The organism is uncultured Jatrophihabitans sp. (assembly GCF_964251945.1).
GTDB lineage: Bacteria > Actinomycetota > Actinomycetes > Mycobacteriales > Jatrophihabitantaceae > Jatrophihabitans.
The window spans coordinates 98,467-122,898 of record NZ_CAXULP010000008.1 but is presented as its reverse complement, the minus strand read 5'-3'; the positions used below and the strand labels follow the sequence as shown (position 1 = coordinate 122,898).

General features: G+C 72.2%; 17 protein-coding genes. 5 read left to right on the top strand and 12 right to left on the bottom strand.

The window, feature by feature from the left end; translation table 11 throughout:
• Nucleotides 1–3: 3 nt before the first annotated feature.
• Nucleotides 4–1,476, bottom strand: a complete 1,473-nt coding sequence (locus tag ACFFBG_RS15400; protein WP_375480258.1) for a DUF1800 domain-containing protein — start codon at nucleotides 1,474–1,476, stop codon at nucleotides 4–6.
• A 231-nt stretch (nucleotides 1,477–1,707) separates the two neighbouring features.
• Here ACFFBG_RS15400 and gndA point away from each other — a divergent pair, with 231 nt between their 5' ends.
• Nucleotides 1,708–3,165 carry an NADP-dependent phosphogluconate dehydrogenase gene (gene gndA, locus ACFFBG_RS15395; RefSeq protein ID WP_375480256.1) on the top strand — a complete coding sequence of 486 codons (1,458 nt, stop codon included), beginning with the start codon at nucleotides 1,708–1,710 and terminating at the stop codon, nucleotides 3,163–3,165.
• Nucleotides 3,166–3,555: 390 nt separating this feature from the next.
• On the opposite strand, the gene gnd is transcribed toward gndA, so the two are convergent.
• Both gnd and pgi read right to left on the bottom strand, forming a co-directional pair.
• The gene (gnd, locus tag ACFFBG_RS15390) at nucleotides 3,556–4,578 is read right to left on the bottom strand and encodes a phosphogluconate dehydrogenase (NAD(+)-dependent, decarboxylating) (RefSeq protein WP_375480254.1); all 1,023 of its coding nucleotides are present in this window, start codon (nucleotides 4,576–4,578) and stop codon (nucleotides 3,556–3,558) included.
• 13 nt (nucleotides 4,579–4,591) lie between these two features.
• Nucleotides 4,592–6,271: a glucose-6-phosphate isomerase gene (pgi, locus tag ACFFBG_RS15385; RefSeq protein ID WP_375480252.1), complete on the bottom strand. Its 1,680-nt coding sequence runs from the start codon at nucleotides 6,269–6,271 to the stop codon at nucleotides 4,592–4,594.
• Between the two features lie 101 nt (nucleotides 6,272–6,372).
• On the opposite strand from pgi, the gene ACFFBG_RS15380 reads away from it, so the two are divergent.
• Nucleotides 6,373–7,479 (top strand): glycosyltransferase family 2 protein, encoded by a 1,107-nt coding sequence (locus tag ACFFBG_RS15380; RefSeq protein WP_375480250.1) that lies wholly within the window; start codon nucleotides 6,373–6,375, stop codon nucleotides 7,477–7,479.
• A 15-nt stretch (nucleotides 7,480–7,494) separates the two neighbouring features.
• Here the strand turns inward: ACFFBG_RS15380 and ACFFBG_RS15375 are convergent, their stop codons facing one another.
• Nucleotides 7,495–10,275, bottom strand: a complete 2,781-nt coding sequence (locus ACFFBG_RS15375) for a CDP-glycerol glycerophosphotransferase family protein (protein ID WP_375480248.1) — start codon at nucleotides 10,273–10,275, stop codon at nucleotides 7,495–7,497.
• Between the two features lie 162 nt (nucleotides 10,276–10,437).
• Here ACFFBG_RS15375 and ACFFBG_RS15370 point away from each other — a divergent pair, with 162 nt between their 5' ends.
• Nucleotides 10,438–11,037 carry an acVLRF1 family peptidyl-tRNA hydrolase gene (locus tag ACFFBG_RS15370; RefSeq protein ID WP_375480246.1) on the top strand — a complete coding sequence of 200 codons (600 nt, stop codon included), beginning with the start codon at nucleotides 10,438–10,440 and terminating at the stop codon, nucleotides 11,035–11,037.
• Nucleotides 11,038–11,062: 25 nt separating this feature from the next.
• Here ACFFBG_RS15370 and ACFFBG_RS15365 read toward each other — a convergent pair whose 3' ends face one another.
• Complete coding sequence (locus tag ACFFBG_RS15365; protein ID WP_375480244.1) at nucleotides 11,063–12,016, bottom strand: DMT family transporter; 954 nt, start codon at nucleotides 12,014–12,016, stop codon at nucleotides 11,063–11,065.
• A gap of 78 nt (nucleotides 12,017–12,094) precedes the next feature.
• Here ACFFBG_RS15365 and ACFFBG_RS15360 point away from each other — a divergent pair, with 78 nt between their 5' ends.
• Nucleotides 12,095–12,634, top strand: a complete 540-nt coding sequence (locus ACFFBG_RS15360; RefSeq protein ID WP_375480242.1) for a CGNR zinc finger domain-containing protein — start codon at nucleotides 12,095–12,097, stop codon at nucleotides 12,632–12,634.
• Between the two features lie 144 nt (nucleotides 12,635–12,778).
• On the opposite strand, the gene ACFFBG_RS15355 is transcribed toward ACFFBG_RS15360, so the two are convergent.
• The 4 genes from ACFFBG_RS15355 to ACFFBG_RS15340 form a co-directional block, all read right to left on the bottom strand.
• Nucleotides 12,779–13,687: an ABC transporter permease gene (locus tag ACFFBG_RS15355; RefSeq protein ID WP_375480240.1), complete on the bottom strand. Its 909-nt coding sequence runs from the start codon at nucleotides 13,685–13,687 to the stop codon at nucleotides 12,779–12,781.
• Nucleotides 13,688–13,763: 76 nt separating this feature from the next.
• On the bottom strand, nucleotides 13,764–16,409 hold the full coding sequence (locus tag ACFFBG_RS15350) for an ATP-binding cassette domain-containing protein (RefSeq protein ID WP_375480238.1): 2,646 nt from the start codon (nucleotides 16,407–16,409) through the stop codon (nucleotides 13,764–13,766).
• Between the two features lie 91 nt (nucleotides 16,410–16,500).
• Complete coding sequence (purE, locus tag ACFFBG_RS15345; RefSeq protein WP_375480235.1) at nucleotides 16,501–17,001, bottom strand: 5-(carboxyamino)imidazole ribonucleotide mutase; 501 nt, start codon at nucleotides 16,999–17,001, stop codon at nucleotides 16,501–16,503.
• Nucleotides 16,998–18,179 carry a 5-(carboxyamino)imidazole ribonucleotide synthase gene (locus ACFFBG_RS15340; protein WP_375480233.1) on the bottom strand — a complete coding sequence of 394 codons (1,182 nt, stop codon included), beginning with the start codon at nucleotides 18,177–18,179 and terminating at the stop codon, nucleotides 16,998–17,000. The genes purE and ACFFBG_RS15340 overlap by 4 nt, the downstream gene beginning before the upstream one ends.
• A 68-nt stretch (nucleotides 18,180–18,247) precedes the next feature.
• Here ACFFBG_RS15340 and ACFFBG_RS15335 point away from each other — a divergent pair, with 68 nt between their 5' ends.
• Nucleotides 18,248–18,751: a GtrA family protein gene (locus tag ACFFBG_RS15335; protein WP_375480231.1), complete on the top strand. Its 504-nt coding sequence runs from the start codon at nucleotides 18,248–18,250 to the stop codon at nucleotides 18,749–18,751.
• An 8-nt stretch (nucleotides 18,752–18,759) separates the two neighbouring features.
• Here the strand turns inward: ACFFBG_RS15335 and hrpA are convergent, their stop codons facing one another.
• The 3 genes from hrpA to ACFFBG_RS15320 all read right to left on the bottom strand — a co-directional run bounded on the left by hrpA (nucleotide 18,760) and on the right by ACFFBG_RS15320 (nucleotide 24,381).
• Nucleotides 18,760–22,872 (bottom strand): ATP-dependent RNA helicase HrpA, encoded by a 4,113-nt coding sequence (hrpA, locus tag ACFFBG_RS15330; RefSeq protein ID WP_375480229.1) that lies wholly within the window; start codon nucleotides 22,870–22,872, stop codon nucleotides 18,760–18,762.
• Nucleotides 22,873–22,994: 122 nt separating this feature from the next.
• Nucleotides 22,995–23,486, bottom strand: coding sequence for a metallophosphoesterase family protein (locus ACFFBG_RS15325; protein WP_375480227.1), 492 nt, complete (start codon nucleotides 23,484–23,486; stop codon nucleotides 22,995–22,997).
• A gap of 139 nt (nucleotides 23,487–23,625) precedes the next feature.
• Nucleotides 23,626–24,381, bottom strand: coding sequence for a sulfite exporter TauE/SafE family protein (locus tag ACFFBG_RS15320; protein WP_375480225.1), 756 nt, complete (start codon nucleotides 24,379–24,381; stop codon nucleotides 23,626–23,628).
• Nucleotides 24,382–24,432 lie beyond the last annotated feature (51 nt).

Below are 24,432 nucleotides of genomic sequence, written 5' to 3'. Positions count from 1 at the left end.
GTCCTATCGCAGGGCGTGGTGAGGCGAATCGAGGACGATCGCGATCAGCGGGGCCAGATTCCACTGCAGCGCCGATCGACTCATCGCGGTGGTGGACGACTCGTTCAACGACTGCTGCAGGATCTTGCGATGGGCCGCGGACCACGCCATGCCGGTGATCCGCTGCGTCATCCGGTCGACGGCGTCGCCGCTGTTGGCCGGCGGGCCGCCGTAGAGCGTCGTCAGGGCCGGCGTCTTGAACTCCTTCGCCCAACCGCCTGCCAGCGAGAGGTGGATGTTCCACAGCGCCAGCAGCGAGCCCGCGGAGCGCCAGGCGTTCGCTGTGTCCGGGTAGCCGTTCGGCGCCACCCAGTCCAACGGCACCTGGCCGACGGTGGTGGCGTACCAGTGCAACGTCGACAACGCCTTCGCCATGTCCGCGGCGCCGATGCCCAGGACGCGCACGGTGGCCAGGATGTTTTCGAGCGGCCGGCGGACCTTCTGCCCGCGCGATTCCCAGAATTCAGTGGAGCGCAGAATCGTCGATACCATAGGCAGGATCTGCGTGTTGCTGTCGAGGTAGGCCTGCGCGACTGCGTTGACCAGGTCGCTCGAGGGGTTGTCCGACACCAGCCGGACGCAGAGCTTGCGGGCCAGATTCTGCGCTGTGTAGCGATGGCTCGCGAGGTAGCGCAGCAGCGCGTCGCCCGCCTTCTCGCCGCCCGTCGCCGAGCTGTTTGGGTGAGTGAAGCCGAGCACTTGGACGGGGCCGGTCGCGTGGATGTAGTCGTCGTAGAGGTAGTGCTGATACCCGTCGAGGGTCCGGCCGGTGAGCAGCCTGGCGGCGTTGGTGACATCGCTCTGGGTGTAATGCAGACCGACGGTGTGCAGCTCGAGCAGCTCGCGGCCGTAGTTCTCGTTGACCGCGGTCTTGTTCGAGTCCTTGAGGCTCAAGTACGTCAGCATCGCCGGGTTCTTGGCCGACGCCAGCAACATGTCGGTGAACGAGCCCATCGCGTTCGGCCGCACCACGTCGCGGTCGTGGGTATGCCGGGTGATCCACAGGTCCCCGTTGTGGTTGGCCACGTTCAAGTGGTTGCTGAAGAAGTCGACGAGCACCTCGTAGAGCTGCGCCGAGCTCCAGGCCTGCAGCCCGAGCGTGACATTGGTCAGCTGGTCCATCGCCGTCCAGGCGTACTGGTTGCCGCTGAGCATCAGCTGCATGCGCAGGTCGTACGGGCTCAGGGACAGCAGCGGCCCCTGAGCGGCGACCGCGCCGTTGCCGCCGTAGCCGGCATACGTCGTGCCGTACCCGACCTGCTGCCGGTACCAGGCGTCCGGGCCGTACTTGGCCACGTAAGTGCGGGTGTATGCGGTCGGCCCGAACGAGCAGCGGGACAGCAGGTGGTTGACCGGGTCGAAGATCAGCGGCGCGACGGCCACCTTTCGGGCGCTCGCGATCGCGGCAGCGATGGTCGGCTCGACGCGAAGGGACACCGGGCGGGCCTCTCGAAATACAAGACCGGCCCTGCGTAGGCCGGTCTAGCGGCCCCCGCCGGACAGCTATCGCGTCTGTTTACTGCCCGATTTTTACGCGGAACTAACATCGTTGGTGTCTGTCAGGAATCGTGGCTGTGGGTTCCGGCTCATTGGCGGTATCCATCTCCGCCCGGCCCGCTCCGAACGTGACGCTGCGCTGTGGACAACCGGTCGCGTTACGTTGAGACGATGAGCCCCTCCCCATCGGGTGACACCGCGACCGCCAACATCGGGGTCACCGGCCTCGCCGTCATGGGCCGCAGCCTGGCCCGCAACCTGGCCCGGCACGGCCACACCGTCGCTCTGCACAACCGGACCCACGCGCGCACCGAAGAACTCGTCGCCGAGCACAGCGACGACGGCGCTTTCGTGCCGTCCGAGTCCCTCGAGGACTTCGTCGCCTCCCTCGAAAAGCCGCGCGCGATCATCATCATGGTCAAGGCCGGCGGGCCGACCGACGCCGTGATCGAGGAGCTTGCGCCGCTGCTCGACAAGGGCGACATCATCATCGACTGCGGCAACGCGCACTACGCCGACACCCGGCGGCGCGAGGCCGACCTGCATGACCGCGGCCTGCACTTCGTCGGCTGCGGGGTGTCCGGCGGTGAGGTCGGAGCGCTCGAGGGGCCGTCGATCATGCCCGGCGGCTCCGTCGAGTCCTACGCGAAGCTCGGCCCGATCTTCGAGTCGATCGCGGCGCGAGTCGACGACACCCCGTGCTGCGTGCACGTCGGCGCGGATGGCGCGGGCCACTTCGTGAAGATGGTGCACAACGGCATCGAGTACGCCGACATGCAGCTGATCGCGGAGGCATACGACCTGCTGCGGCACGGCCTCGGCGCGGACCCGGGCGAGATCGCCCAGATCTTCCGCAGCTGGAACGAAGGCGACCTGGAGTCGTTCCTGATCGAGATCACCGCCGACGTGCTCGCCCACGAGGATCCGGAGACCGGCAAGGCGTTCATCGACGTCGTGCTCGACCAGGCGGAGCAGAAGGGCACCGGCCGCTGGACGGTGCAGAGCGCCCTCGACCTCGGCGTGCCGATCACCGGCATCGCCGAGGCGACCTTCGCCCGCTCGCTGTCCGGCCACGCCGAGCAGCGCGGGCCGGCGCAGGAGGCGTTCGGCACGTTGGTCAACGATCTGGACATCCCCGACCGCGACGCGTTCGTCGAGGACGTGCGGCTCGCGCTGTATGCCTCGAAGGTCGTCGCGTACGCGCAGGGTTTCGATCAGATCGCCGCTGGCTCGAAGGAGTACCACTGGGACGTCGACCGCGGCGCGATGGCGACGATCTGGCGCGGCGGGTGCATCATCCGCGCGCGGTTCCTGAACCGCATCCGCGACGCCTACGACGAAAACCCGGAGCTTGCGACCCTGCTCGTCGCGCCATACTTCGCCGACGCGGTGCGCGGCGGGGTTGACGCGTGGCGGCGCGTGGTGGCGCAGGCGGCCGTTGCCGGCATCCCGACACCGGCCTTCGCGTCCTCGCTCGCCTATTACGACGGGCTGCGCCGCGACCGGCTGCCGGCCGCGCTGATCCAGGGCCTGCGGGACAACTTCGGCGCGCACACCTACCGGCGGGTCGACAAGGACGGCTCGTTCCACACCGAGTGGGCGGGCCTCCATAAGGAGCACCAGGCCTGACCGTCCTGCCCGCCCCCTGGCAGGTTGTCCTCGCTTGGCCGGCTCGGGGGCCGCCGAAGCGAGGACAACTTTTCAACTGCGATACCCGACCTGCGCGCACTTGCCGCGTCCAGCATCGGTAAATCTGATGCGGATCACCAGCCAGATCCTGGAATTCGTCGGAAGCGATTTTCCGATTTGCGCTGACTTACTTTCCGATCTGCGCTGACTTACTTTCCGATCTGCGGCCACCCTTGAGCACGAACTGCACGGCGTCGAGACGAGGACACCGTGGTTCGTCTCGACGACAGGCAGACGCCTGGCGGCCACCGCCCCCTCACGTAAAGTTGTCCTCGCTGGGACGGTCCATCACCCGTCGAAGCGAGGACAACTTGGGAGGTGGCCGGCCACTCACTCGCCGGTGGGCAGCTCCACGTGGCCGCCGAACGCCTTGCGCATAGCGGACAGCAGCTTGTCGGCGTACACGGCCTCGCCGCGGCTGGAGAACCGGGCGAACAGCGCCGCCGCGAGCACCGGCGTGGGCACGCCCTCGTCGATCCCGGCTTTGATGGTCCAGCGGCCCTCGCCGGAATCCGAAACACGACCGGCGGTGCCGTCCAGGTTCGGATTGCCGTTCAACGCGCCGGCGGTGAGGTCGAGCAGCCAGGACGCGATCACCGAGCCGCGCCGCCACACTTCGGTGACCTTTGCGATGTCCAGGTCGTACTGGAAGTACTGCGGCTGGTCCAGCGGCGTCTCTTCGGCGGAGTGCGTCTTCTCGGTCTTGCCGGCGTTCGCCTTGTGCAGCACGTTCAAGCCCTCGGCGTAGGCGGCCATCATCCCGTATTCGATCCCGTTGTGGACCATCTTCACGAAGTGCCCGGAGCCGGCCGGTCCGCAGTGCAGGTAGCCCTGCTCTTCCGGCGCCGGGTCGCCGTCGCGGCCGGGCGTGCGCTCGATGTCGCCGAGGCCGGGCGCGATGCTGGCGAACAGCGGCTCGCAGTGCGCGAACGCGTCCTCGTCGCCGCCGATCATCAGGCAGTAGCCGCGCTCGAGCCCCCAGACGCCGCCGCTGGTGCCGACGTCCAGGTACTCGATGCCCTGGTTCTCCTTCAACGCGACGGCGCGGTCGTAGTCCTCGCGGTAGTTGGAGTTGCCGCCGTTGATGATGATGTCGCCCTCGTCCATCAGCTCGGACAGCTGCTCGACGACCTTGTCGGTGATGCCGGCCGGGATCATCACCCAGGCCACGCGCGGCTTCTCGAGCTTCTGGACGAACTCCTCGAGGGAGTTCGCCCCGACTGCGCCGTCGTCCACGAGCTGCTGGACGGTGTCGGGATTGGTGTCGTAGGCGACGGCCGTGTGGCCATCGCGCATGATGCGCCGGATGATGTTGGCGCCCATGCGGCCGAGGCCGATCATGCCGAGCTGCATTGGTCAAGACTCCTTACGAGCTTGGCGACTGTTGTCGGTTTCGCGATGCCGCGCGATAGCGGTTGATCAGAGCGTTGGTCGAGCTGTCGTGCCGCAGGACGGGCTCGTCGTCGGCGGCCAGCTCACCGGCGACCTTCTTGGCGAGCACCTTGCCCAGCTCGACGCCCCACTGGTCGAAGGAGTTGATGGACCAGATCGTGCCCTGGGTGAACACGCTGTGCTCGTAGAGCGCGATCAGCGTGCCGAGCGCGTGCGGGGTGAGCCGGTCCAGCAGCAGGGTGTTCGACGGACGGTTGCCGTCGAAGACGCGGTGCGGGACCAACCAGTCCGCGGTGCCCTCCGCGGCGACCTGCTCGGGCGTCTTGCCGAACGCCAACGCCTCGCCCTGCGCGAAGACGTTCGCAGTGAGCAGGTCGTGATGGGTCGCCCCATCAGCCGCCGGCAGCGGGTTGAGCGAGTGGACGAAGCCGATGAAGTCGGCCGGGATCAGCTCGGTCCCCTGGTGGATCAGCTGGTAGAAGCTGTGCTGCCCGTTGGTGCCGGGCTCGCCCCAATAGACAGGCCCGGTCGGGTAGTCGACCGGCTCACCGGACAGCGTGACGTGCTTGCCGTTCGACTCCATCGTCAGCTGCTGAAGGTAGGCGGGAAACCGCTTGAGGTACTGGTCGTAGGGCAGCACGGCCTGCGTCTGCGCGTCGAAGAAGTCGGCGTACCAGACGGTCAGCAGGCCGAGCAGCACCGGCAGGTTCTGCTCGAACGGCGCGCTGCGGAAGTGCTCGTCCATCTCGTGGAAGCCAGCCAGCAGCTCGCCGAACGCGTCCGGGCCGATCGCGATCATCGTCGACAAGCCGATGGCCGAGTCCATCGAGTACCGGCCGCCCACCCAGTCCCAGAAACCGAACATGTTCATCGGATCGATGCCGAAATCGCCGACCGCGTCGCTGTTGGTGGAGACGGCGACGAAGTGCTTCGCGATCGCGGAGTCGTCGCCGAGCGCGTCGAGCACCCAGTCGCGCGCGGTCGTCGCATTCGTCATCGTCTCGAGCGTGGTGAACGTCTTGGACGACACGATGAACAGCGTGCGGGCCGGGTCGAGGTCGCGGGTGCCCTCGGCGAAATCCGTGCCGTCCACGTTGGAGACGAAACGGAACACCAGCTCGCGGGCGCTGTAGTGCCGCAGCGCCTCGTAGGCCATCACCGGCCCCAGATCGGAGCCGCCGATGCCGATGTTGACGATGTTGGCAATCGGCTCGCCCGTATGTCCCAGCCACTTTCCGGCGCGGATCCGATTCGCCAACTCGGCCATCCGGTCGAGCACTTCGTGCACCGCGGGCACGACGTCCACGCCGTCGACGCTGATGCGGGCACCGCGCGGCGCACGCAGCGCGACGTGCAGCACGGCGCGGTCCTCAGTGATGTTGATCTTCTCGCCGGCGAACATCGCGTCGATGCGCTCGCGCAGGCCGGACTGCTCGGCCAGCTGCCGCAGCAGCGTCAGCGTCTCGGCGGTGACCCGATTCTTCGAATAATCCAGGTAGATCCCGCAGGCCTCCGCGGTCAGCGTCGCGCCGCGCGCCGGCTCGTCGGCGAACAGGTCGCGCAAGTGCACGTCGGCGATCTCCGCGTGGTGCGCCCGCAGCGCCGCCCACGCCGGCCGCGCCGGCAATGGGGTGATTCCGGTCGTAGCGGTCACGTCGACGTTCTGCCCATAAGGGATGCCTACCAGACACCGGACGCCGGGCGCACCGGCCGCCGACGACCCGTCCGCGGCGACGCCGGATAACCTCAGCAACCATGCAGGATCTGCCCGGCGTCTCGTACGTGATGCCGGTGCTGAACGAGGCCGGCTACGTCGAGTCCGCGGTCGCGAGCATCCTCGCGCAGGATTACCCCGGGCCGACTGAGATCGTGCTCGCGCTCGGTCCGTCTACCGACGGCACCGACGCGATCGTGGCTCGCCTGCAGCGAGACGACCCGCGCATCCAGTCCGTCGCCAACCCCGACGTGGACATCCCGATCGGGCTCAACCGGGCGATTCGCGCATCCAAGAACCCGATCATCGCGCGGGTGGACGCGCACACCGAGCTGCCGAAGGACTACACCCGGCACGCGGTGACCACCCTGCTGGACCGGGGCGCGGCGAACGTCGGCGGCATCATGGCCGCCGTCGGCCGGCCGGGCCTGCAGGCGGCGGTCGCGCGGGCGTACAACAGCCGGCTCGGCCTGGGGGGCGGGGCGTATCACACCGCCGACGAGCCGGCCGGCCCGGCGGAGTCGGCGTATCTGGGCGTGATGCGCGCGGACGCGCTGGCCGAGATCGGCTACTTCGACGAGTCGCTGCGGCGCGGCGAGGACTGGGAGTTGAACTCGCGGTTCCGCGCGGCGGGCCACCTGGTCTGGCTCGACCCGGCGCTGCAGGTGAGCTACTGGCCACGCTCGACGTGGAAGGCGCTGGTGCAGCAGTTCTGGGCGACCGGCGTCTGGCGGGGCGAGTTGGTGCGCCGGCTGCGGCTGCGCAACTCGCCGCGGTTCTTCGCGCCGCCCGTGCTGGTGCTCGCGACCGGCGCGACGCTCGCGCTGACGCCGCTGGCCGTCGCCGCAGGTGGCGGCGCGCTGGCCTGGGCGGCCGGCGTGGCCGCCTTCGGCCCGGCGGCCTACCTGGCGCTGCTGGGCGGCGTGGCGGTTTTCGGCGGCGGGCCCCCGGCGGATCGGCTGCGTTACGGCGGCGTGCTGGCGGTCATGCACTACGCGTGGGGCGCCGGGTTCCTCGTCGGGATCACCCGCGGGGCGCGGGACGCGGTGGACACGTCTCGCACGCCGGTCGCGTCGTCGCCGTCCGCATCGTCGCCGTCCGCATCGTCGCCGTCCGCATCGTCGCCGTCCGCATCGTCGCCGTCCTGAGGCGCGGGCCGAGACTCAGTCGAACCAGCCGTCGTCGACCATTCGGCGGACGACGCGCTCGGCGGCGCGCCCGTCGTCGTGCGGCGCGAACTTCGCCTGCCAGGCCGCGTAGCGCTCGGCGTGCTTCTCGACGTCTGCGGGCGCGTCGGCGATGGCGGCGAGCAGATCGGCGCGAGTCTCGACGACCGGCCCCGGCGCGTCGGCGAGCAGATCGAAGTAGAAGCCGCGTACGACGTCGCCGTAGTGCGCGAGGTCGGGGGTGTAGAACACCATCGGCTTGCCGGTAGACGCGAAGTCGAACATCACGGACGAGTAGTCGGTGACCAGCACGTCAGCGACGAGCATCAGGTCGGCGACGTCCGGATAGCTCGTCACGTCGATCAACCGCGCACCGTGCAAGTCCTCGCCATACCCCAAGGTACGGGAATGCCCGCGCACGAGTAGCACGTGTCCGTCGGGCAAAGCGTCGGCGAAGGCGCTCAGGTCGAGGTAGTCGACCAGCCCGGTGCGGTCGTCACGCCATGTCGGCGCGTAGAGCACCGCTCGCATACCCTCGGGTATGCCGACGATGGCGCGCACGCCCGCCGCCCGCGTCGGATCGGCGAAGACGTCGTTGCGCGGATAGCCGGTCGTCCAGATCGGCCCGCGGAAGGCATAGGCGCTGCGAAAGATCCGTGCGCTGTAGTCGTTCTGCGCCAGCAGCGCGTTCCATCGCAGGCTCTGTCGCACGGCGGCGAATCGCTGGCGCGGCGTGTGCTCGGCGCGATCGAGCGCCAGCCGCTTGAGCATCGTGCCGTGCCAGGTCTGCAGCACCCGCTGCCGACGCCGCCGCCGATGGGTCCAGCGCAGCCAGTCGTTGATGACGTACACCCGGGCCTCGGCGCGCACCCGCCACCACTCCCGGCTGTACTCGACCAGCGGCACTGCGCCGTGGGGCACCGCGACCGACCGGTCGCCAACGCTCCAGTAACGCCGGACGTCCGGCAATTCGCGCGCCAGGACTCGGTCGACCGCCGCTGGGTTGTCCGAGGCTGAGCGGCCGTAGAAGCTCTCGAAATAGACCGCCCGCTCGCGTCGTCGGCGCGGGCGCAGGGCGGCGAGCCGCAGCGCGCGCTGCGTCGCCGGCTCGCGCTCGTCGTCGGTGAGCGGCGCGGCGATGTGCAGCTCGACGCCGCCGTCGACGGCGTGCGCGCTCGCCCGGAACAGCCGGCGCAACACGGCCGGCAGCGGGTCGAGCGCCACTCGCACGCGGCGCGAGTCGTCGAGGCGCAGCCGGTAGCGGCCGGCCGGCAGCGCCAGGTCCGGGACGCCCCAGCGCGTCACCAACAGTGGGAACCGCAGCACCGTGCCGTTGACGTCCGCGCCGGCTACCTCCGCGGCGACTCGCTGGCGCGGGCCGTCCAGGCTGGCATGTCCGACCGGCCGGTCCAGCTCGACCCGCAGCTCGGTCTCGCCGATCTCGAGGGCGCGGACGACGGGCCGCGGCTGCGGCCCGCTGTCGACACCGCCGACACCGTCGACACCGCCGACACCGTCGACACCGCGCGCCGCATCGCCGGCGGCTCCGAGCCGGCGGCGGATCTCGGCGAGCACCCGTTCGGTCGACCGGCCGTCCAGGTGGTCGAAATGGTCGCCGCGGACCCGGCGGGCGTGCGCGCGCGCCTGCCGGGCGGCGTCCGACGTCGGGTCGACCAGCTCGTCGAGCTGCCGCAGTGCGGCCGGCCAGTCTGGGACGTGCCGGCCGCCGGAGAACTCGCGGTACGGCTCGTAGAGGCCCCGCGACTCGAGGTAGCCGGCGATGTCGGGAGCCAGGTAGACCGTCGTGCCGTCGATCAGCGCGAAATCGAAGGCGGCCGAGGAGTAGTCGGTGACCAGGTGGTCGACGCCGGGCAGCGCCGGCGTGAGGTCGGCGAGGGCAGCCGCCTCGAGCAGCCGCACCCGCTTCGACGTCGCCGGGCCGCCGCCATAGTCGGCCCGGCCCAGCGGGTGGTTGCGCACGATCAGCGTGCCGTCGACGCGGTCCAGCCATGCCGCGATCGCCGCCCAGTCGGCGTCCGACGGCGCGCCCGGATCCGGCGCGCCGTCGCGCCAGGTGGGCGCGTACATCACGACCGGGCCGGCGCCGGGCAACGGCCCGAGCGCGTCGACCAGCAGCCGACGCGCGGCCGTCCGCCGAGTGGCGTCGTCGCCGAGCAGCAGGACGTCGTCGCGTGGGTCGCCAGTCACCGCCACCGCGCCGGGCCGGACGCCGAACGCGCTCACCACCCGGTCGGCGACGGGTTCGGAGGCCACCGGGAAGAGGTCGATCTGCCGGCCGACCGCTCGGTAGCCGCGACGCACCACGAGCCGGCCGAGGCGGGAGCCGGCGGCCTGGGCCACGGGGGCGTCGAGGTGCAGGCGCTTGAGCGGGATCCCGTGCCACAGCTGGACGACGAACCCCCCGCGCGCGCCGTAGCGGTTGACGTCGCCCAGGCCGTGCGTCACGACCAGCACCCGCGCGCGGGTCGTCAGCCACCACCCACGCCAGGAGAGCTTCGCGACGGCGTCGAGACCCAGCTCCCGGGCGCGGACGAGTTCGGCGTCGGTAGTGGCGAGCCAGACATGCCGCACCGCCGGCAGCTGCGCCCGCGCGAGCCGCAGCAACGGCAGGGCGCCCTCGCCTGGGCCGATTCCGCAGCCGTAGACCCACAGCCGCGGGCTGCGCGGCACGAGCAGCGTGGCCAGCGCTCCCAGCAGGTAGAGCGGCAGCCGGCGCAACCCAGCCGCGTTGCCGGATTCGAAGGTGAACGACGGCATTCAGCGTCCCCGCGGTGGTGCCAACAGCATCCGACGAGCGTACGGATCGCCAGTCTTGGCCCCGCGGCGACAAGTCCCGCAGCGAGTCGGCCCGCGGTGAGTCGGCCCGCTACGCGGCCAAGACCAACGCCGACGCCGACGCCGACCTTCTACAGTCGGCACGTGCCGGTGCGGGAGGTGCGGGTCGCCGCCGAGCGGCTCGAGCGCTGGCTGGCCGGCTTCGCCGAGCGGCACGGCCCGGTCGAGCGGACGCAGACGGCCGACGCCGTGACCCTGGTCGGGGCGGACGGCGACCGCGCGGTGCTCGAGGCGCCGTTCCCGCCGCTCGACGGCGACCTTGTCGCGCACACGCTGCGCGAGCGGGCCGTCGGAGTGTTGCTGGTCCGCCGCGGCGGCCACGCGGTCGGCCTGTTCGCCGGCGTCGCGCTGATCGCCTCGAAAGTCGGCTCCAGTTACGTCCAGGGCGGCACGAAGGCCGGCGGGTGGTCGCAGCAGCGCTACGCCCGCCGCCGCGCGAACCAGGCCGACGCCGCGTTCGCCGACGCCGCGGACGCCGCCGTGCGGGTGCTCGGCGGCCGACGGCTCGACGCGCTGGTCGCCGGGGGCGACCGCGAGGCCGTGCGGGCCGTGCTGGCCGATCGCCGGCTCGCGAGCCTGCCGGCGCCGTCCAGGCCGTGGCTGCAGGTGAAGGACCCAAAGCTGCGCGTGCTCGCGGCGACAGTTGAGCAGTTCCGTTCCGTCCGCATCGAGCTCGACCCCTGACGGGTGATCGGAACCCTCGACAGCGTCAGTTGACGGGTACCGCGCCGGTCACCTGGTCAGGGCTGGACGTTCGCGCGGGGACCTGCTCGTCGGCGCGGACCAGGGCGATGCCGGCCAGCACCACGACGCCCCCGAGCGCCTGCAGCAGCGACGGCCGCTGGCCGAGCAGCAGCCACGCGATCAGCACCGCGCACAGCACCTCGGCCAGCCCGACGAACGACGCGAGCCGCGGGCCGAGCCGCCGCGCCGCGCCGATGCCGGCCGCGTAGGCCAGCGCGCCGGCCACCACGGCCAGCCCGGCGACCGGCACGAGCCAGCTGACCCGGGCGCCGGCGAGGTCCACGTCGGCCGTGGACGCGGTGAATCTCAGCACGCCGGTCGCCGCGCAGCCGAGCAGCGCCAGCGCGCCGACGGTCATGCCGGCCCAGGCGGTGACGATCGGCGGCACCGGGTCGTCGGCCCGGCCGCTGACCACGAAGTAGACGGCGAGCCCGGCCGCCGCGGCGAGGCCCCAGAGCACGCCCGCCGCGTCCACGCGCTGGTGGCCGGTGAGGTTGAGGACGAGCATCAGCCCGACGATCGCGAGCACCGTGCCGGCCGCGGTCAGCCGCCGGGGCCGCTGGCGGTGCCGCAACCACATCCAGCCCACCACGAGCACCGTCCCCGAATACTCCAGCAGCAGCGCGACGCCGACGGACAGGTGCTTGACGGCGTTGAAGTAGCACAGCTGGCAGCCGGCGACCGCGACCAGTCCGAACGCCAGGATCGACGGCAGCCCGCTGCGCAGCAGCGCCCACCGCCCGCCCAGCGTCACGAGTGCCGGCCCGGTCAGCAGCAGCGCCGCGACGCCCACTCGGACGGTCACCGCGGCGCCGGTCGACCAGCCGGCGGCCAGCAACGACGACGCGAACGTCCCCGACGTGCCGAAGGTCGCCGCCGACAGCACCGCCAGGCCCAGCCCGGACCGCGTCGCCGGCATCGCGCTCTTCCTCCGTCGTAACTAGCAAAACAACCGTATGCTCATGACACCGTAGCGAGCCGGCCGACAGGGGTCAAAGTGCTTTTCGCCCATGACACCGAAATGGCCCTGGCGGCTGCCGCGGCGTTGGTGAACACCGAGACGAACGGCGGCCTGGACACCGTCGCCGAGCTCGCCGCCTTCGTGGCGGAGTGGAGCTGGACCGGATCGCACCGGCGCACCCGGGCAGAGCTGGCGGCCGTGCAGGCGCTGCGTCCACGGTTGCGCGAGCTGTGGGTGGCCGACGAGGACGGCGTGGTGCGGATCGTCAACACGCTGCTGCGCGAGGGCCGCGCGCTTCCCCAACTCATCCGGCACGACGACTGGCCCTACCACCTGCACGCGACGTCGGCCGATCAATCGCTCGCCGACCGGATGGCCGTCGAGGCGGCGATGGCGGTGGTGGACGTCGTGCGGGCCGGCGAGCTCGACCGGCTGCGCACCTGCGCTGCCGACAACTGCGACGACGTGCTGGTCGACCTGTCGAAGAACCGGTCCCGCCGCTTCTGCGACGCGAGCTGCGGCAACCGGATGAACGTCGCCGCCTACCGCGCGCGCCGCGCCGTCGGCACCGCCTGACGCGTCAGGCCTGACGCACCTGACGCATCGGCCCGGCCTGAGCCTGCGCCCGGTGTGACTCGCGCCGCCCCGATCCTCCGCAAAGTTGTCCGCGTGTCGTCGGCCTACCGGCCGACGAAGCGAGGACAAGTCGCGGGTGCGGGCCTACGAGGTGATGTCCTTGCGGTCGAAGCGCACCCACGCGTACCCGAGGAAGACCGCGGTGTAGATCAGCGACAACCCGGACCCGCGGATCATGTCGTCCCATCGGACCGGCGAGCTCAGCACGTCCACCCACGCGGCGTTGAAATGCGAGGGCAGGTAGTGCCGGTACGGGTCGAGCGCGGTGATCTGGTCGAGGATGCTCGAGATCACCGCGAGCATCACCGCGCCGCCGACGGCGCCGAGCGGGTTGTCGACGCTGACGCTGAGCAGGAACGCGAGCGAGGCGTACGTCGCCAACTGGATGCAGACATAGCCGACGATGACCAGCATCCGCCACCATGACTGGCTGAAGTCGAAGGTGCCGCCGACGGGCGAGCGCGCGGGCGCCCAGCCGAAGAACAGGCCGCCGACGACGAACGACCAGATCGGCAGCAGCAGGTTCGCGGCGACGCACATCAGCCCGGCGACGATGATCTTCTGCCGGAGCAGCCGCGAGCGCGGCACCGGCTGGGCGAGCAGATAGCGCAGCGAGGACCAGCTCGCCTCGCTGGCCACCGTGTCGCCGCAGAACAGCGCGACGACCACGACCAGCAGGAAGCCGACAGCCGCGAACTCGGTGAACACGGCGAAGTTGTAGCCGCCGGCGGTGGCCAGGCTGACCAGTTGCGGCGCGCCGCTGCCCGCGCCGCCGCCGACCTGGAACGCGATCGCGATGATCACCGGCAGCACGATCAGCAGCCCGAAGACGATCTGGGTGCGCCGCCGCCGCAGCTGGCGGGCGAACTCGACCCGCAGCCGCAGCGTGCGGCCCGGGTCGAAGTCCGGCGCGCGGCCCGCGTCGAGCTCGGCCAGGCGCGCGTGCACCCCTCGCCGGGTGGCCGCTGTGCGCGACAACTCGCGGTCGCTCATGGCCGCGCTCCCACGCTGTCATGCCCTGTGCGCGCCATGGCGTCCACAGGGCATGACAGCGGTCCCGAAAGGAATCTCACTCGTCGCCTCCAATCAGGCCGAGGAAGACGTCCTCGAGCGCGCGCCGGGCGGGCACGAGTTCCGGGGTGATGCCGGCCGCGGCCAGCACCAGCACGGCCTGTTCCGCGTCGGGCACGGCGAGCTGCACCCCGCTGCCGCCGGCGATCTCGGCGACCGAGCCGGCCGCGACGAGGCGTCCCTTGTGCATGACGACGACGTGCGTGCAGGTCTGCTCCACCTCGGCGAGCAGGTGGCTGGACACCACGACCGTGCGGCCGGTGCGGGCGTAGTCCTGCAGCATCTCGCGCATCTCGGCGATCTGCGGCGGATCGAGGCCGTTGGTCGGCTCGTCGAGCACCAGCACCTCGGGCAGCCCGAGCATCGCCTGCGCGATGCCCAGCCGCTGCTTCATGCCGTGGCTGTAGGTGCGGACGCGCCGGTCCACCGACGCGCCGAGCCCGGCGATGTCCAGCGCGACCTCGAACTCGGCCGCGCCGACCGGCCGGCCGGTCGCCGCCCAGAACAGCCGCAGATTCTCCCGACCGGTGAGGTGCGGCAGGAAGCCGGGGCCTTCGATGAACGCGCCGATCCGGGCCAGCACCGCCGCGCCTGGATACACCGGCTCGCCGAACACGTGCAGCTCGCCGGCCGTCGGCCGGATCAGCCCGACGAGCACCCGCAGGGCGGTCGTCTTGCCCGCGCCGTTGGGGCCGAGCAGCCCGACGACCTGGCCCTTCTCGACGCGGAAGGAGACGTCGTCGACGGCCCGGTAGCCGCCGCGGTACTCCTTGACCAGCCCGTCGATGCTGACCGGCACGTCGGCGAGCTCAGGGCGACGGCGCAGCACCCGGCGACGGCGCAGGATGACGAGCACGACAGCGCCGGCGATCAACAGCGCGAGCACAGCGCCGACGATCAGCCAGGCGAACGGGTGGCCGGCCCCGACCGGCTTGCCCGAGACCGTCGGAACCGAGACCGCCGCGCCGCCGGCGGCGAGCGCGATGGTGTAGTCGCGGGCGTCCTGCGGCACGGCGTAGGCGAAGTCCGTCGAGCTGAGCGTCAGCACCAGGCGGTGCCCGGCCAGCACGTTGCGGACGAACGACGGCAGCCGGACCTGCACGGTGGTCGGCGTCCCCGGCGTCAGACCGGTGAGCCGGATCGGCGAGACCAGCTGGGACGGCAACGTGTCGGCGCCGTCGGAAGCGAGGTCGCGCAGGCCGGCGAACAGCGTCGCGTCCGTCGACGTCTTGGTCGTGACGACGATTGAGACGCTCGACTGCCCGGCGATCGACAGCCGCTTCGACAGCTTGGCCGACACGAAGGTCGCCGTCTGGCCGGGCGCGGACGGCAGCAGCGTCAGCGCCTGGTCGAACCGATTGGACAGCCCGCCCAGGCCAGGAATGCTGGTGATCACCGCGGGCGATCCGCCGCCGGGCGAGGAGATCGTCTGCGGCGGCCCGGCCAGCCGCACCGCCGTGGTGTGCCGCGGCGTGCCGGCGACGCCCGGGTAGCCGTCGGCCTGCAGCGTCTGCTGCGACGCGTCGCCGGTCTCGGCGGACACCGCGCCGGCCTGCTGGTTGAAGCGGAACGGCTGCGTGCGGGTGACGCCACGGCCGAACACCGCGCCGAACCAGTCCACCGCGGCGGCGGTCGTCAGATTGATCGACGTGCCGCCGGCGTCGTGGCCGCCCGGCCGCCACACCACTTTCACCGGCGTGCCGTGCGCGGCCAGGCCGCGCGCGGTGGCGTCGGCCTCGCTCAGCGGGAACAGCGAGTCCTGCTCGCCCTGGGTCAGCAGGGTGGGCGCGTCGATGCTGCCGAGCACGGCAGCCGGGCTCGCTGCGCGCATGATCGCGGTCATCGCCGCGTTGGGCGTGCCGGCCGCGGCGGACGCCTGGTAGGCGGCGCAGACGTCCGGCGCGAAGCGGCCGCAGCTGCTTGTCGACGGGCCTGCCGGCGCAGCCCGTTGCCGGCCGCCGACCAGCTCACGCAGCACGCCGCCGGCGCCGGCGCCGCTCGGGTAGGCGTTGCCGAACAGCTCGCCGGCCCACAGCTTCTTGAACACCCCGGGCGAGCTGGCGCCGAAGTTCGGGAACAGCGCGTGCGAGAGGTCGTTCCAGGTGATGTCCGCAGCGACGGCCCCGACCCGGTGATCGGCCGCGGCGATCAGCAGCGACAGGCCGCCGCCGTACGAGGCGCCGGCCGTGGCGATAAGCGGCCTGCCGTCCTTGCGTTTCACCTGCGGAAGCGTGCTGAGGTAGTCGAGGAGTTTGACGCCGTCGCGCACCTCGTAGTCCGGCGCCGCGAAGTGGATGTCGCCGCCGGACCGGCCGAACCCGCGGGCGCTGTACGCGAGCACGACGTAGCCGTCGCTGGCGTACAGCTTCGCGGTCGAGGCGAGGCCGGACTTGTCGCCGCCGAACCCCTGGCTGAGCAGCACCGCAGGCGCCGGCGTCGTCTCCGGCAGGTACAGCGACGTGTCGAGGTCGACCGGCCGGCCGTCCTCCGGGGTCGCGGCGATCAGCTGGCTGCGGACCCGCACACCGCCGGCGGAGGAGACGACGCCGGCCACCACGCCGGCGACGACGAGCGCCAGCACCACAAGCAGGGCGACCCGCGACCGCCGGGAGCGGAAGCGCGCCCGTACCGAGGCCAGCGTCATTGCGGCCACTGTACGGATCAGCGCCACCCGCCAAGTTGTCCTCGCTTGCTCGGCGTCCGACACGACGAAGCGAGGACAACTTGCGATTGGGTCAGTCGGCAGGAGTGCGCAGGCGATCCTGGAGCGCGGCGTCCTTCGCCCGGGCGGCGTCGGCGAGCCCGGCCTGGAACTCGACCATCCGCTGCGCCAGCCGCGGGTCGGCCACGGCGAGGATGCGCACCGCGAGCAGGCCGGCGTTGCGCGCGCCGCCGATCGACACGGTGGCCACCGGCACGCCGGCCGGCATCTGCACGATCGAGAGCAGCGAGTCCAGGCCGTCGAGGTGCCGCAGCGGCACCGGCACGCCGATCACCGGCAGCGGCGTGAGCGCGGCGACCATGCCGGGCAGGTGGGCCGCTCCCCCGGCGCCGGCGATGATCACCTGCAGACCGCGGCCGGCCGCCTGCCGCGCGTAGTCGGCCATGTCGAGCGGGGTGCGGTGCGCGGAGACGACGCGGACCTCGTGCGCGACGTCGAACTCGGCCAGCGCGTCGGCGGCCGCGGACAGCACGGTCCAGTCCGAATCGCTGCCCATGATCACGCCGACGCTCATGCGCCGGCGGCGTTCGCGTCGCTGTTCAGGTCGCCGTGCATGAGATAGTCGGCGGCGGCCCGGGCGCGGCCGCGCACCGTCGCGAGGTCGACGCCGAGCGCGGTCACGTGGCCGACCTTGCGGCCCGGCCGGAGCTGCTTGCCGTACAGGTGGATCTTGACGTCCGGCCAGCGGGCCATGCTGTGGTGGACGCGCTCGTCGATGCCCTTCGGCACGACGTCGTCCGCGCCGCCCAGCAGGTTGGCCATCACCGTCACCGGCGCCGTCGGCGTCGGCGCGCCGAGCGGGTAGTCGAGGACCGCGCGCAAATGCTGCTCGAACTGCGAGGTGCGCGCGCCCTCGATCGTCCAGTGCGCGCTGTTGTGGGGGCGCATCGCCAGCTCGTTGACGAGCAGGCCGTCCCGCGTCTCGAACAGCTCGACCGCGAGCACGCCGGTGACCCCGAGTTCGGCGGCGATGCGCAGCGCGAGCGCCTGGGCCTGCTCGGCGACGTCCTCGTCCAGGTCGGGCGCCGGCGCCAGCACCTCGACGCAGATCCCGTCGCGCTGCACCGTCTCGACCACCGGCCAGGCCGCGCCCTGGCCGAACGGCGAGCGGGCGATCACCGCGGCCAGCTCGCGCGCGATCGGCGCCTTCTCCTCGGCCAGCAGCCGGACGCCGGCGGCGAGGACGTCTGCCGCGTCGTCGGCTGTGTCGACCACCCACACGCCCTTGCCGTCATAGCCGCCGGTCGCGGCCTTCAGCACCAACGGCCACCCGACCCGCGCGCCGAACCGTTCGAGGTCGGCGCGGGTCGCCACCGGCGCCCAGCGCGGGCCGGGGACGCCCATTGCGCTCAGCCGTTCGCGCATGGCGAGCTTGTCCTGCGCGTACCGCAGCGCGGCCGAGCCGGGGTGCACGGCGACGCCGTCGGCTTCCAGCGCGGCGATGTGCTCGTTGGGGACGTGCTCGTGATCGAAGGTGACGACGTCGCAGCCGCGGGCGAATCGGCGCAGGTCGGCGAGCTCGCGAAAGTCGCCGACCTCGACGTCTGCGGCCACCAGCGCCGCGCCGTCGTCCGGCGAGTCGGCGAGCAGCCGCAGCGATTGGCCCAGGGGAATCGCGGCCTGGTGGGTCATCCGCGCCAGCTGGCCGGCGCCGATCATGCCGACGACGGGCAGCCCGGTGCGTTCGTCCACGCTGCGAAGCCTAGGCCCGGCTGTGCGGCGTCGGGAGCGCGCGCCGTCACCCGGGTATCGTCCGCCGTGTGGTGACCGACCTGCGTGCGCCGTCGCTGCGCGCGCGGCTGCGCGGCTCGTGGCGGATCCTGGCCAAGGAAATCGCCGCGTTCGGCCTGGTCGGCGCGCTCGCGTTCGCCATGGACATCGGCATCTTCACCTGGCTGACGCACGCCGAGCACTGGGGCGCGCTGAAGTCGAAGGCGCTGTCCACCGTCGTGTCCACGACGTTCGCCTATTTCGGCAACCGAAACCTGTCGTTCTCGCATCGCGCGCGCACCAGCATCGGCCGCGAGACGGCCTTCTTCTTCGGCATCAACGCGATCACGCTCGTCTTCTCCGAGCTGGCGATCGCGCTGTTCGTCTACCCGCTGGGTTTCGACCACGCCAGCACCACCGTGCTGGTGGTCAACCTCGCCACCATCGCGATCGGCACGCTGTTCCGCTTCTGGGCCTACAAGCGGTTCGTGTTCCTGCACCCGGACAAGGTGCATGCCGAGGACGTCGACCTCGACGAGGAACTCGCCGAGTAGGCCTCGGCTCAGAGCACGACGCCATCGATCGCGCGGTAGATGCGCTGCTCGCTCACCGGCCGCGCGGTGCCCAGCTGCTGCGCCCACAGGCTCACCCGCAGCTCCTCGATCAGCCGGGCGATGTCGCGGACGTCCTCGGCCCCGGCCCGCGCCGCCGGCAGGGCGCGGATGAGCTCGTCGTAGGCGTCCTGAACGGTGTGCACGCGCAGCATTCGGGCGCGGTCGGTGTCGACGTCGCGCGGCAGCCGTTCCAGCCGCCGGCTGATCGCGGTGACCCACCGCGCGAGGTCGCGCAGGTGGGCCCGGCCGGTGGCTGCGACGAATCGCGCCGGCAGCAAACGGCGGAACTGACCGCGGATGTCCTCGATGGCCTCGCGCTGGGACGGCGGCGGGTCGGCGGGCAGCGCGAGGCGCGCTTCGTGTGCGGCGCCGAGCACCTGCTCGACGAGTCGCAGCACCGCCGTCGTCTCGCCGACGAGCTGCTCGGCGACCAGGCGGCGCGCCGCGTCGAACTCGGCGGCCGTCCACGGCGGGGCGGGCACGAGCGCGTCCACCGCCGCGTCCGCGCAGTCGTCGATCAGGGCGGCCAGCGAGCCGGCCGGGTTGGCGCCGAGGACGAGCCGCGACCGGGTGCCGACCGACCGCTCGACGGCCTTGACCGGCGAAGGCACGGCCAGCCGCAGCAGCCGGCGCGCGCCGAGGCGCATCGTCGACGCCTGCTCGGCGGCGGTCGGGAACACCCGCACCGCGACCGACCCGCCTTCATCGCGGAGGGCGGGATAGCCGCGGACGAGGTGGTCGCCGCTGCGCCGTTCGACGCTGCGCGGCAGCTCGTCGAGATCGGCCGGCCACGTCGTCAGCCCCGACCGCTCGACACTGGCGGCGATTGGGCCGGCGACCGCGCCGGCGTCCGCGCCGGCGTCCGGGCCGGCGACCGCGCCGGCGTCCGGGCCGGCCATCGCGGCGGCCACCGCGGCACGCACCGGCGCCGCGAGGTTCTCCTGCAGCGCGGGCAGGTCCTTGCCGCGCGCGACCTCGCCGCCGGCCGCGTCCTCGACGGCGAAGGTCACCCGCAGGTGGCTCGGCAGCTTGTCCGGGTCGAAGGCGTCCAGCGGGACGAGCACGCCGGTGCGGCGGTGCAGCTCGCGCTGCAGCGCGGCGAGCAGCGGCTCCTGCCCGGGCGTCAGCTCGGCCAGCAGTGCGCGGGCGGTGTCCGGCACCGGCACGAACGCGCGGCGGAGCTCTTTCGGCAGCGAGCGCAGCAAGGCGATCACGAGTTCTTCGCGCAGCGCCGGCACCTGCCAGGCGAAGTCGTCGCCGCCGAGCCGGGCGAGCACGTCGACCGGGATGTGCACGGTGACGCCGTCGTCGTCGGCGCCCGGCTCGAAGCGATAGGTGACCGGCAGCTCCAGGTCGCCGGCCCGCCAGCTCTGCGGCGCTGCGCCGTCGACAGCGGCGTTCTCCTCGTCGCCGCGCAGCAGGTCGTCGCGGGTCAGGGTGAGCAGGTCCGGGGTCTGATGCCGAGCCTTCTTCCACCAGGCGTCGAAGTGCCGCGCGGACACGACGTCCGCGGGCACCCGCCGGTCGAAGAAGTCGTAGACGTCGTCGTCGGTCGCGAGCAGGTCGCGGCGGCGGGCGCGCTCTCCGATCTCCTCGAGCTCGGCGCGCAACTGTTGGTTGTCGCGGACGAAGTGGTGCCGGGTCTGCCAGTCGCCTTCGACGAGGGCATGCCGGAGGAACAGCTCGCGCGATGTCTCGGGGTCGACGGCCGCATAGCCGACGCGGCGACGGGCGACCACCGGCAGGCCGTACAGCGTCACCCGCTCGTAGGCCATCGCGGCGCCGCGCCGGGCGTCCCAGTGGGGCTCACTGTGCGTCCGCTGTACGAGGTGGGCGGCGAGCCGTTCGATCGCCTCAGGCTCGACTCGAGCTGCGACCCGGCCGAACAGTCGACTCGTCTCGACCAGGTCGGCGACGACCACCCACCGCGGCGGCCGCTTGCTCAGCGCCGAGCCGGGCGCGAGGACGAACCGCGAGTTGCGCGCGCCCGCGTATTCGCGGGCGCCGCGCGACTCGCCGTCCCCCTCCCGCAGGCCGATGTGGCTGAGCAGGCCGGCGAGCAGCGCGTTGTGCACGCGCGCGGCGTTGGCCGGCTCGGCCGGCTCGGCCGGCTCGGCTGGCTCGGCCGGCTCGGCCGGCTCGGCCGCGGAGTTCTCCACGATGCCGAGGTCGCGGGCGATCGAGCGCAGCTGCCCGGTGAGGTCCTGCCATTCGCGCACGCGCAGGTAGTGCAGGAACTCCTCGCGGCACATCCGGCGGAACTGGTTGCCCGAACGCTCCTGACGCTGCTCGCGCAGATGCCGCCAGAGGTTGAGGAAGGACACGAAGTCGGAGTGCTCGTCGTCGAAGCGCGCGTGCTTCTGCCGGGCCGCGTCCCGCTGATCGGCCGGCCACTCGCGCGGGTCGGGGATCGACAGCGCGGCGGCGAGCACCAGCACCTCGCGCACGCAGTCCTCCTCGGCGGACTGCAGGATCATCCGGCCGATGCGCGGATCCACCGGCAGCTGCGCGAGCCGGCGGCCGACGTCGGTCAGCGCGCCGCCCGCGTCGAAGGCGCCGAGCTCCTGCAGCAGCACGACGCCGTCGCGCACGCTGCGCCGGTCCGGCGGGTCGAGGAAGGGGAAGTCGGCGACGTCGCCGAGCTGCAGCGCGGCCATCTGCAAGATCACCGCGGCGAGGTTCGTGCGCAGGATCTCCGGATCGGTGTACGGCGGCCGCGCGGCGAAGTCGGCCTGCGAATAGAGCCGGATGCAGACGCCGTCCGCGACCCGTCCGCACCGGCCGGCGCGCTGCGCGGCGGAGGCCTGCGAGATCGGCTCGATCGGCAAGCGCTGCACCTTCGTCCGCCGGCTGTATCGGGAGATCCGCGCGACGCCCGGATCGACGACGTAGCGGACGCCGGGCACGGTCAGCGAGGTCTCGGCCACGTTGGTGGCGAGCACGACGCGGCGACCGGCGTGGGGTTCGAAGACTCGCTGCTGCTCGGCCGTGGACAGCCGCGCGTAGAGCGGCAGCACCTCGACGTCAGCCAGCTCGGGCTCGGCGCGCAGGGCTTCCGCGGTGTCGCGGATCTCGCGTTCGCCGGACAGGAAGACCAGCACGTCGCCGGGCGGCTGCGCGGCGAGCTCGCGCAGCGCGTCGGCGATCGCCTCGGTCTGATCGCGAACCAGCCCTTCCCGAGTTGTCCGCGTGTCGTCGGCCGATGGAGCGTCCGGGCGAGGACGACTTTCCGGAGCGGACGCGTCCTGCGGCAGGTCGGGGACGAGCGGGCGGTCGGGGACGAGCGGGCGGTAGCGGATCTCGACCGGGTAGGTGCGGCCGGACACCTCGACGATCGGCGCAGGTTCGCCGGCCGCGGTGGCGAAGTGCCGGGCGAAGCGCTCCGGCTCGATGGTGGCCGAGGTGACGATCACCTTGAGGTCCGGGCGGCGCGGCAGCAGCTCGCGCAGGTAGCCGAGCAGGAAGTCGATGTTGAGGCTGCGCTCGTGCGCCTCGTCGAGGATGAGGGTGTCATAACGCAGCAGCCGGCGGTCGCGCTGGATCTCGGCGAGCAGGATGCCATCGGTCATCAGCTTGACGAGCGTGCGCTCGCCCGCCTGATCGGTGAAGCGGACGGTGTAGCCGACGGCGTCCCCGAGCGGCACGGACAGCTCGTCGGCGATGCGTTGCGCGACGGTGCGTGCGGCCAGCCGGCGCGGTTGCGTGTGCCCGATCGTGCCGCGCACGCCGCGGCCGAGCTCGAGGCAGATCTTGGGCAGCTGCGTGGTCTTGCCCGAGCCGGTCTCCCCCGCGACGACGACCACCTGGTGCTCGCGGATCGCCGCGGCGATGTCGTCGCGTTTCGCGCTGACCGGCAGATCGGGGTAGACGATCGCGGGGACGGCCGCGCGGCGCCCGTCGACGAGCGCGGTCGCGGTGTCGAGCTGCCGGGCGATCCGGCCGACCTCGACCGGATCCGGGCGGCGGCGGACGGCGTCGAGCCGGCGCCGCAGCCGGGCGGCGTCGCGCAGCGTCACGTCGTCGAGGCGCGCGCGCAGCTCGGCGAGAGACGGCTCGGACACCGCATCGACGATAGGCGGCGGCCGTGTCTTGGCTGGGGCGTCCTGTTTGATCGACTCGGTGCACGACCCGGTTGGCCGGGTCGCAACCCGAGTTGATCACCGGACGGGTGGGCCGGACTCGCTCAGGTCACCGGGAAGATCCGCGCGGCGGCCAGCTCGCCGTCGATGATCACGAGTTCGCCCATCGTGCCGCGGGGTTGACGGCGCTTGTCCGTCGGCGAGCCGGGATTGAACGCACGCTGGCCGGCCAGCTCGACGTCCCAGGGGATGTGCGAGTGGCCGAACACGACGAGCCGGGCGTCTGGGAACAGCCGGCGCAGCCGCGGGCCGCGGCCCTGCGCCGGCCCGCTGTCGTGGACCATGCCGACCGGCAGGCCGCCGAGCTCGAGCCGCAGCGTGTCCGGCGCGCCCCAGGCGGCGACGTCCGGACCGTCGTTGTTGCCGCGCACGGCGTGCACCGGCGCGAACTGCGCGAGCTCGTCCAGCGTCTCGGCCAGGCAGACGTCGCCGGCGTGCAGGATCGCGTCCACGCCGTCGAGCACGGCGGCGACCGCCGGCGGGCAGCGCTTCCAGAACCTCGGCGAGTGGGTGTCGGACAGCACGGCGACCCGCATCCGACCAGTCTGCCGGCGCGAGCCGCAGCGCGTGGCGGCCCCGTGTCCCAGCGCGGCGCTTGGCACCCCGGCCGACCGGCTAGTGGATCTTGGTAGGCGGTCGGACGGGGTGCCAAGGCGTCGCGGCAGCGCGGCGCCGTCAACCGGGGTGGACCCACAGGTCGACGGCCAAGGCCACGCCGAGGATCGCCGCGGTCCAGCGCACGGCGGCGGCGGGCAGCTGGCGGGCGGCGAGCGGGCCCACGAGGCTGCCGAGGAACAGCCCCGCGGCGAGCGGTCCGACCGCGGACCAGACGACCGGCCGGGCGAACACGAACAGCACCGCAGAGGCGAGCGCCCCCGCGCCGACCAGCATGTTCTTCAGCGCGTTGGCGTGTGGCAGCCGAGGGTCGTGGAAGAGCAGCAGCGCCGCCAGCAGCATGATGCCCGAGCCTGCGCCGAAGTAGCCGCCGTAGACGCACAGCACCGCCACCCAGGCCAACAGCGCGGCATCCCCCGAGCTGTGGCGCGCGCCGCGGCGGGCCGTGATCGCCGGCTGCGCCACCAGGACGGCCGAGCCGATCAACACCAGCCACGGCACCACTTTGCCGAACACCCCGGGTGGCGTGGCCACGAGGAGCAGCGACCCGGCCCCGCTGGCGACGGCAGCGACCGGCACAGCCGTCGCCAGGATGGCCGAGTTGCCCTTCAGCTCCCGCCGGGACGTCAGCGCAGAGCTGGGCCAGCACGCCACCCACGCCACGAGGTTCGCCACGTTCGCCGACAACGGTCCGAGCCCGACCGCGAGCAGCGCCGGGTAGGACACCAGCGACGTGATCCCGCCGGCGGTTCCGATCACGCCGGCGACCGCGCCGGCCGCGAGCAGCAGCAGCGACCCGCTGCCGTCGATAGCCACGGTGCAGATCCTGTCAGCGCGCACTGGATCCGACACGCCGAGCTCGATTGA

Coding starts and splice junctions, on each gene's coding strand:
- ACFFBG_RS15375 (WP_375480248.1), bottom strand. CDS start 10,275: ATGCCGTCGTTCACCTTCGAATCCGGCAACGCGGCTGGGTTGCGCCGG.
- purE (WP_375480235.1), bottom strand. CDS start 17,001: ATGAGCGTCGGCGTGATCATGGGCAGCGATTCGGACTGGACCGTGCTG.
- ACFFBG_RS15355 (WP_375480240.1), bottom strand. CDS start 13,687: ATGAGCGACCGCGAGTTGTCGCGCACAGCGGCCACCCGGCGAGGGGTG.
- ACFFBG_RS15325 (WP_375480227.1), bottom strand. CDS start 23,486: ATGCGGGTCGCCGTGCTGTCCGACACCCACTCGCCGAGGTTCTGGAAG.
- ACFFBG_RS15380 (WP_375480250.1), top strand. CDS start 6,373: ATGCAGGATCTGCCCGGCGTCTCGTACGTGATGCCGGTGCTGAACGAG.
- gnd (WP_375480254.1), bottom strand. CDS start 4,578: ATGCAGCTCGGCATGATCGGCCTCGGCCGCATGGGCGCCAACATCATC.
- ACFFBG_RS15350 (WP_375480238.1), bottom strand. CDS start 16,409: ATGACGCTGGCCTCGGTACGGGCGCGCTTCCGCTCCCGGCGGTCGCGG.
- gndA (WP_375480256.1), top strand. CDS start 1,708: ATGAGCCCCTCCCCATCGGGTGACACCGCGACCGCCAACATCGGGGTC.
- ACFFBG_RS15365 (WP_375480244.1), bottom strand. CDS start 12,016: ATGCCGGCGACGCGGTCCGGGCTGGGCCTGGCGGTGCTGTCGGCGGCG.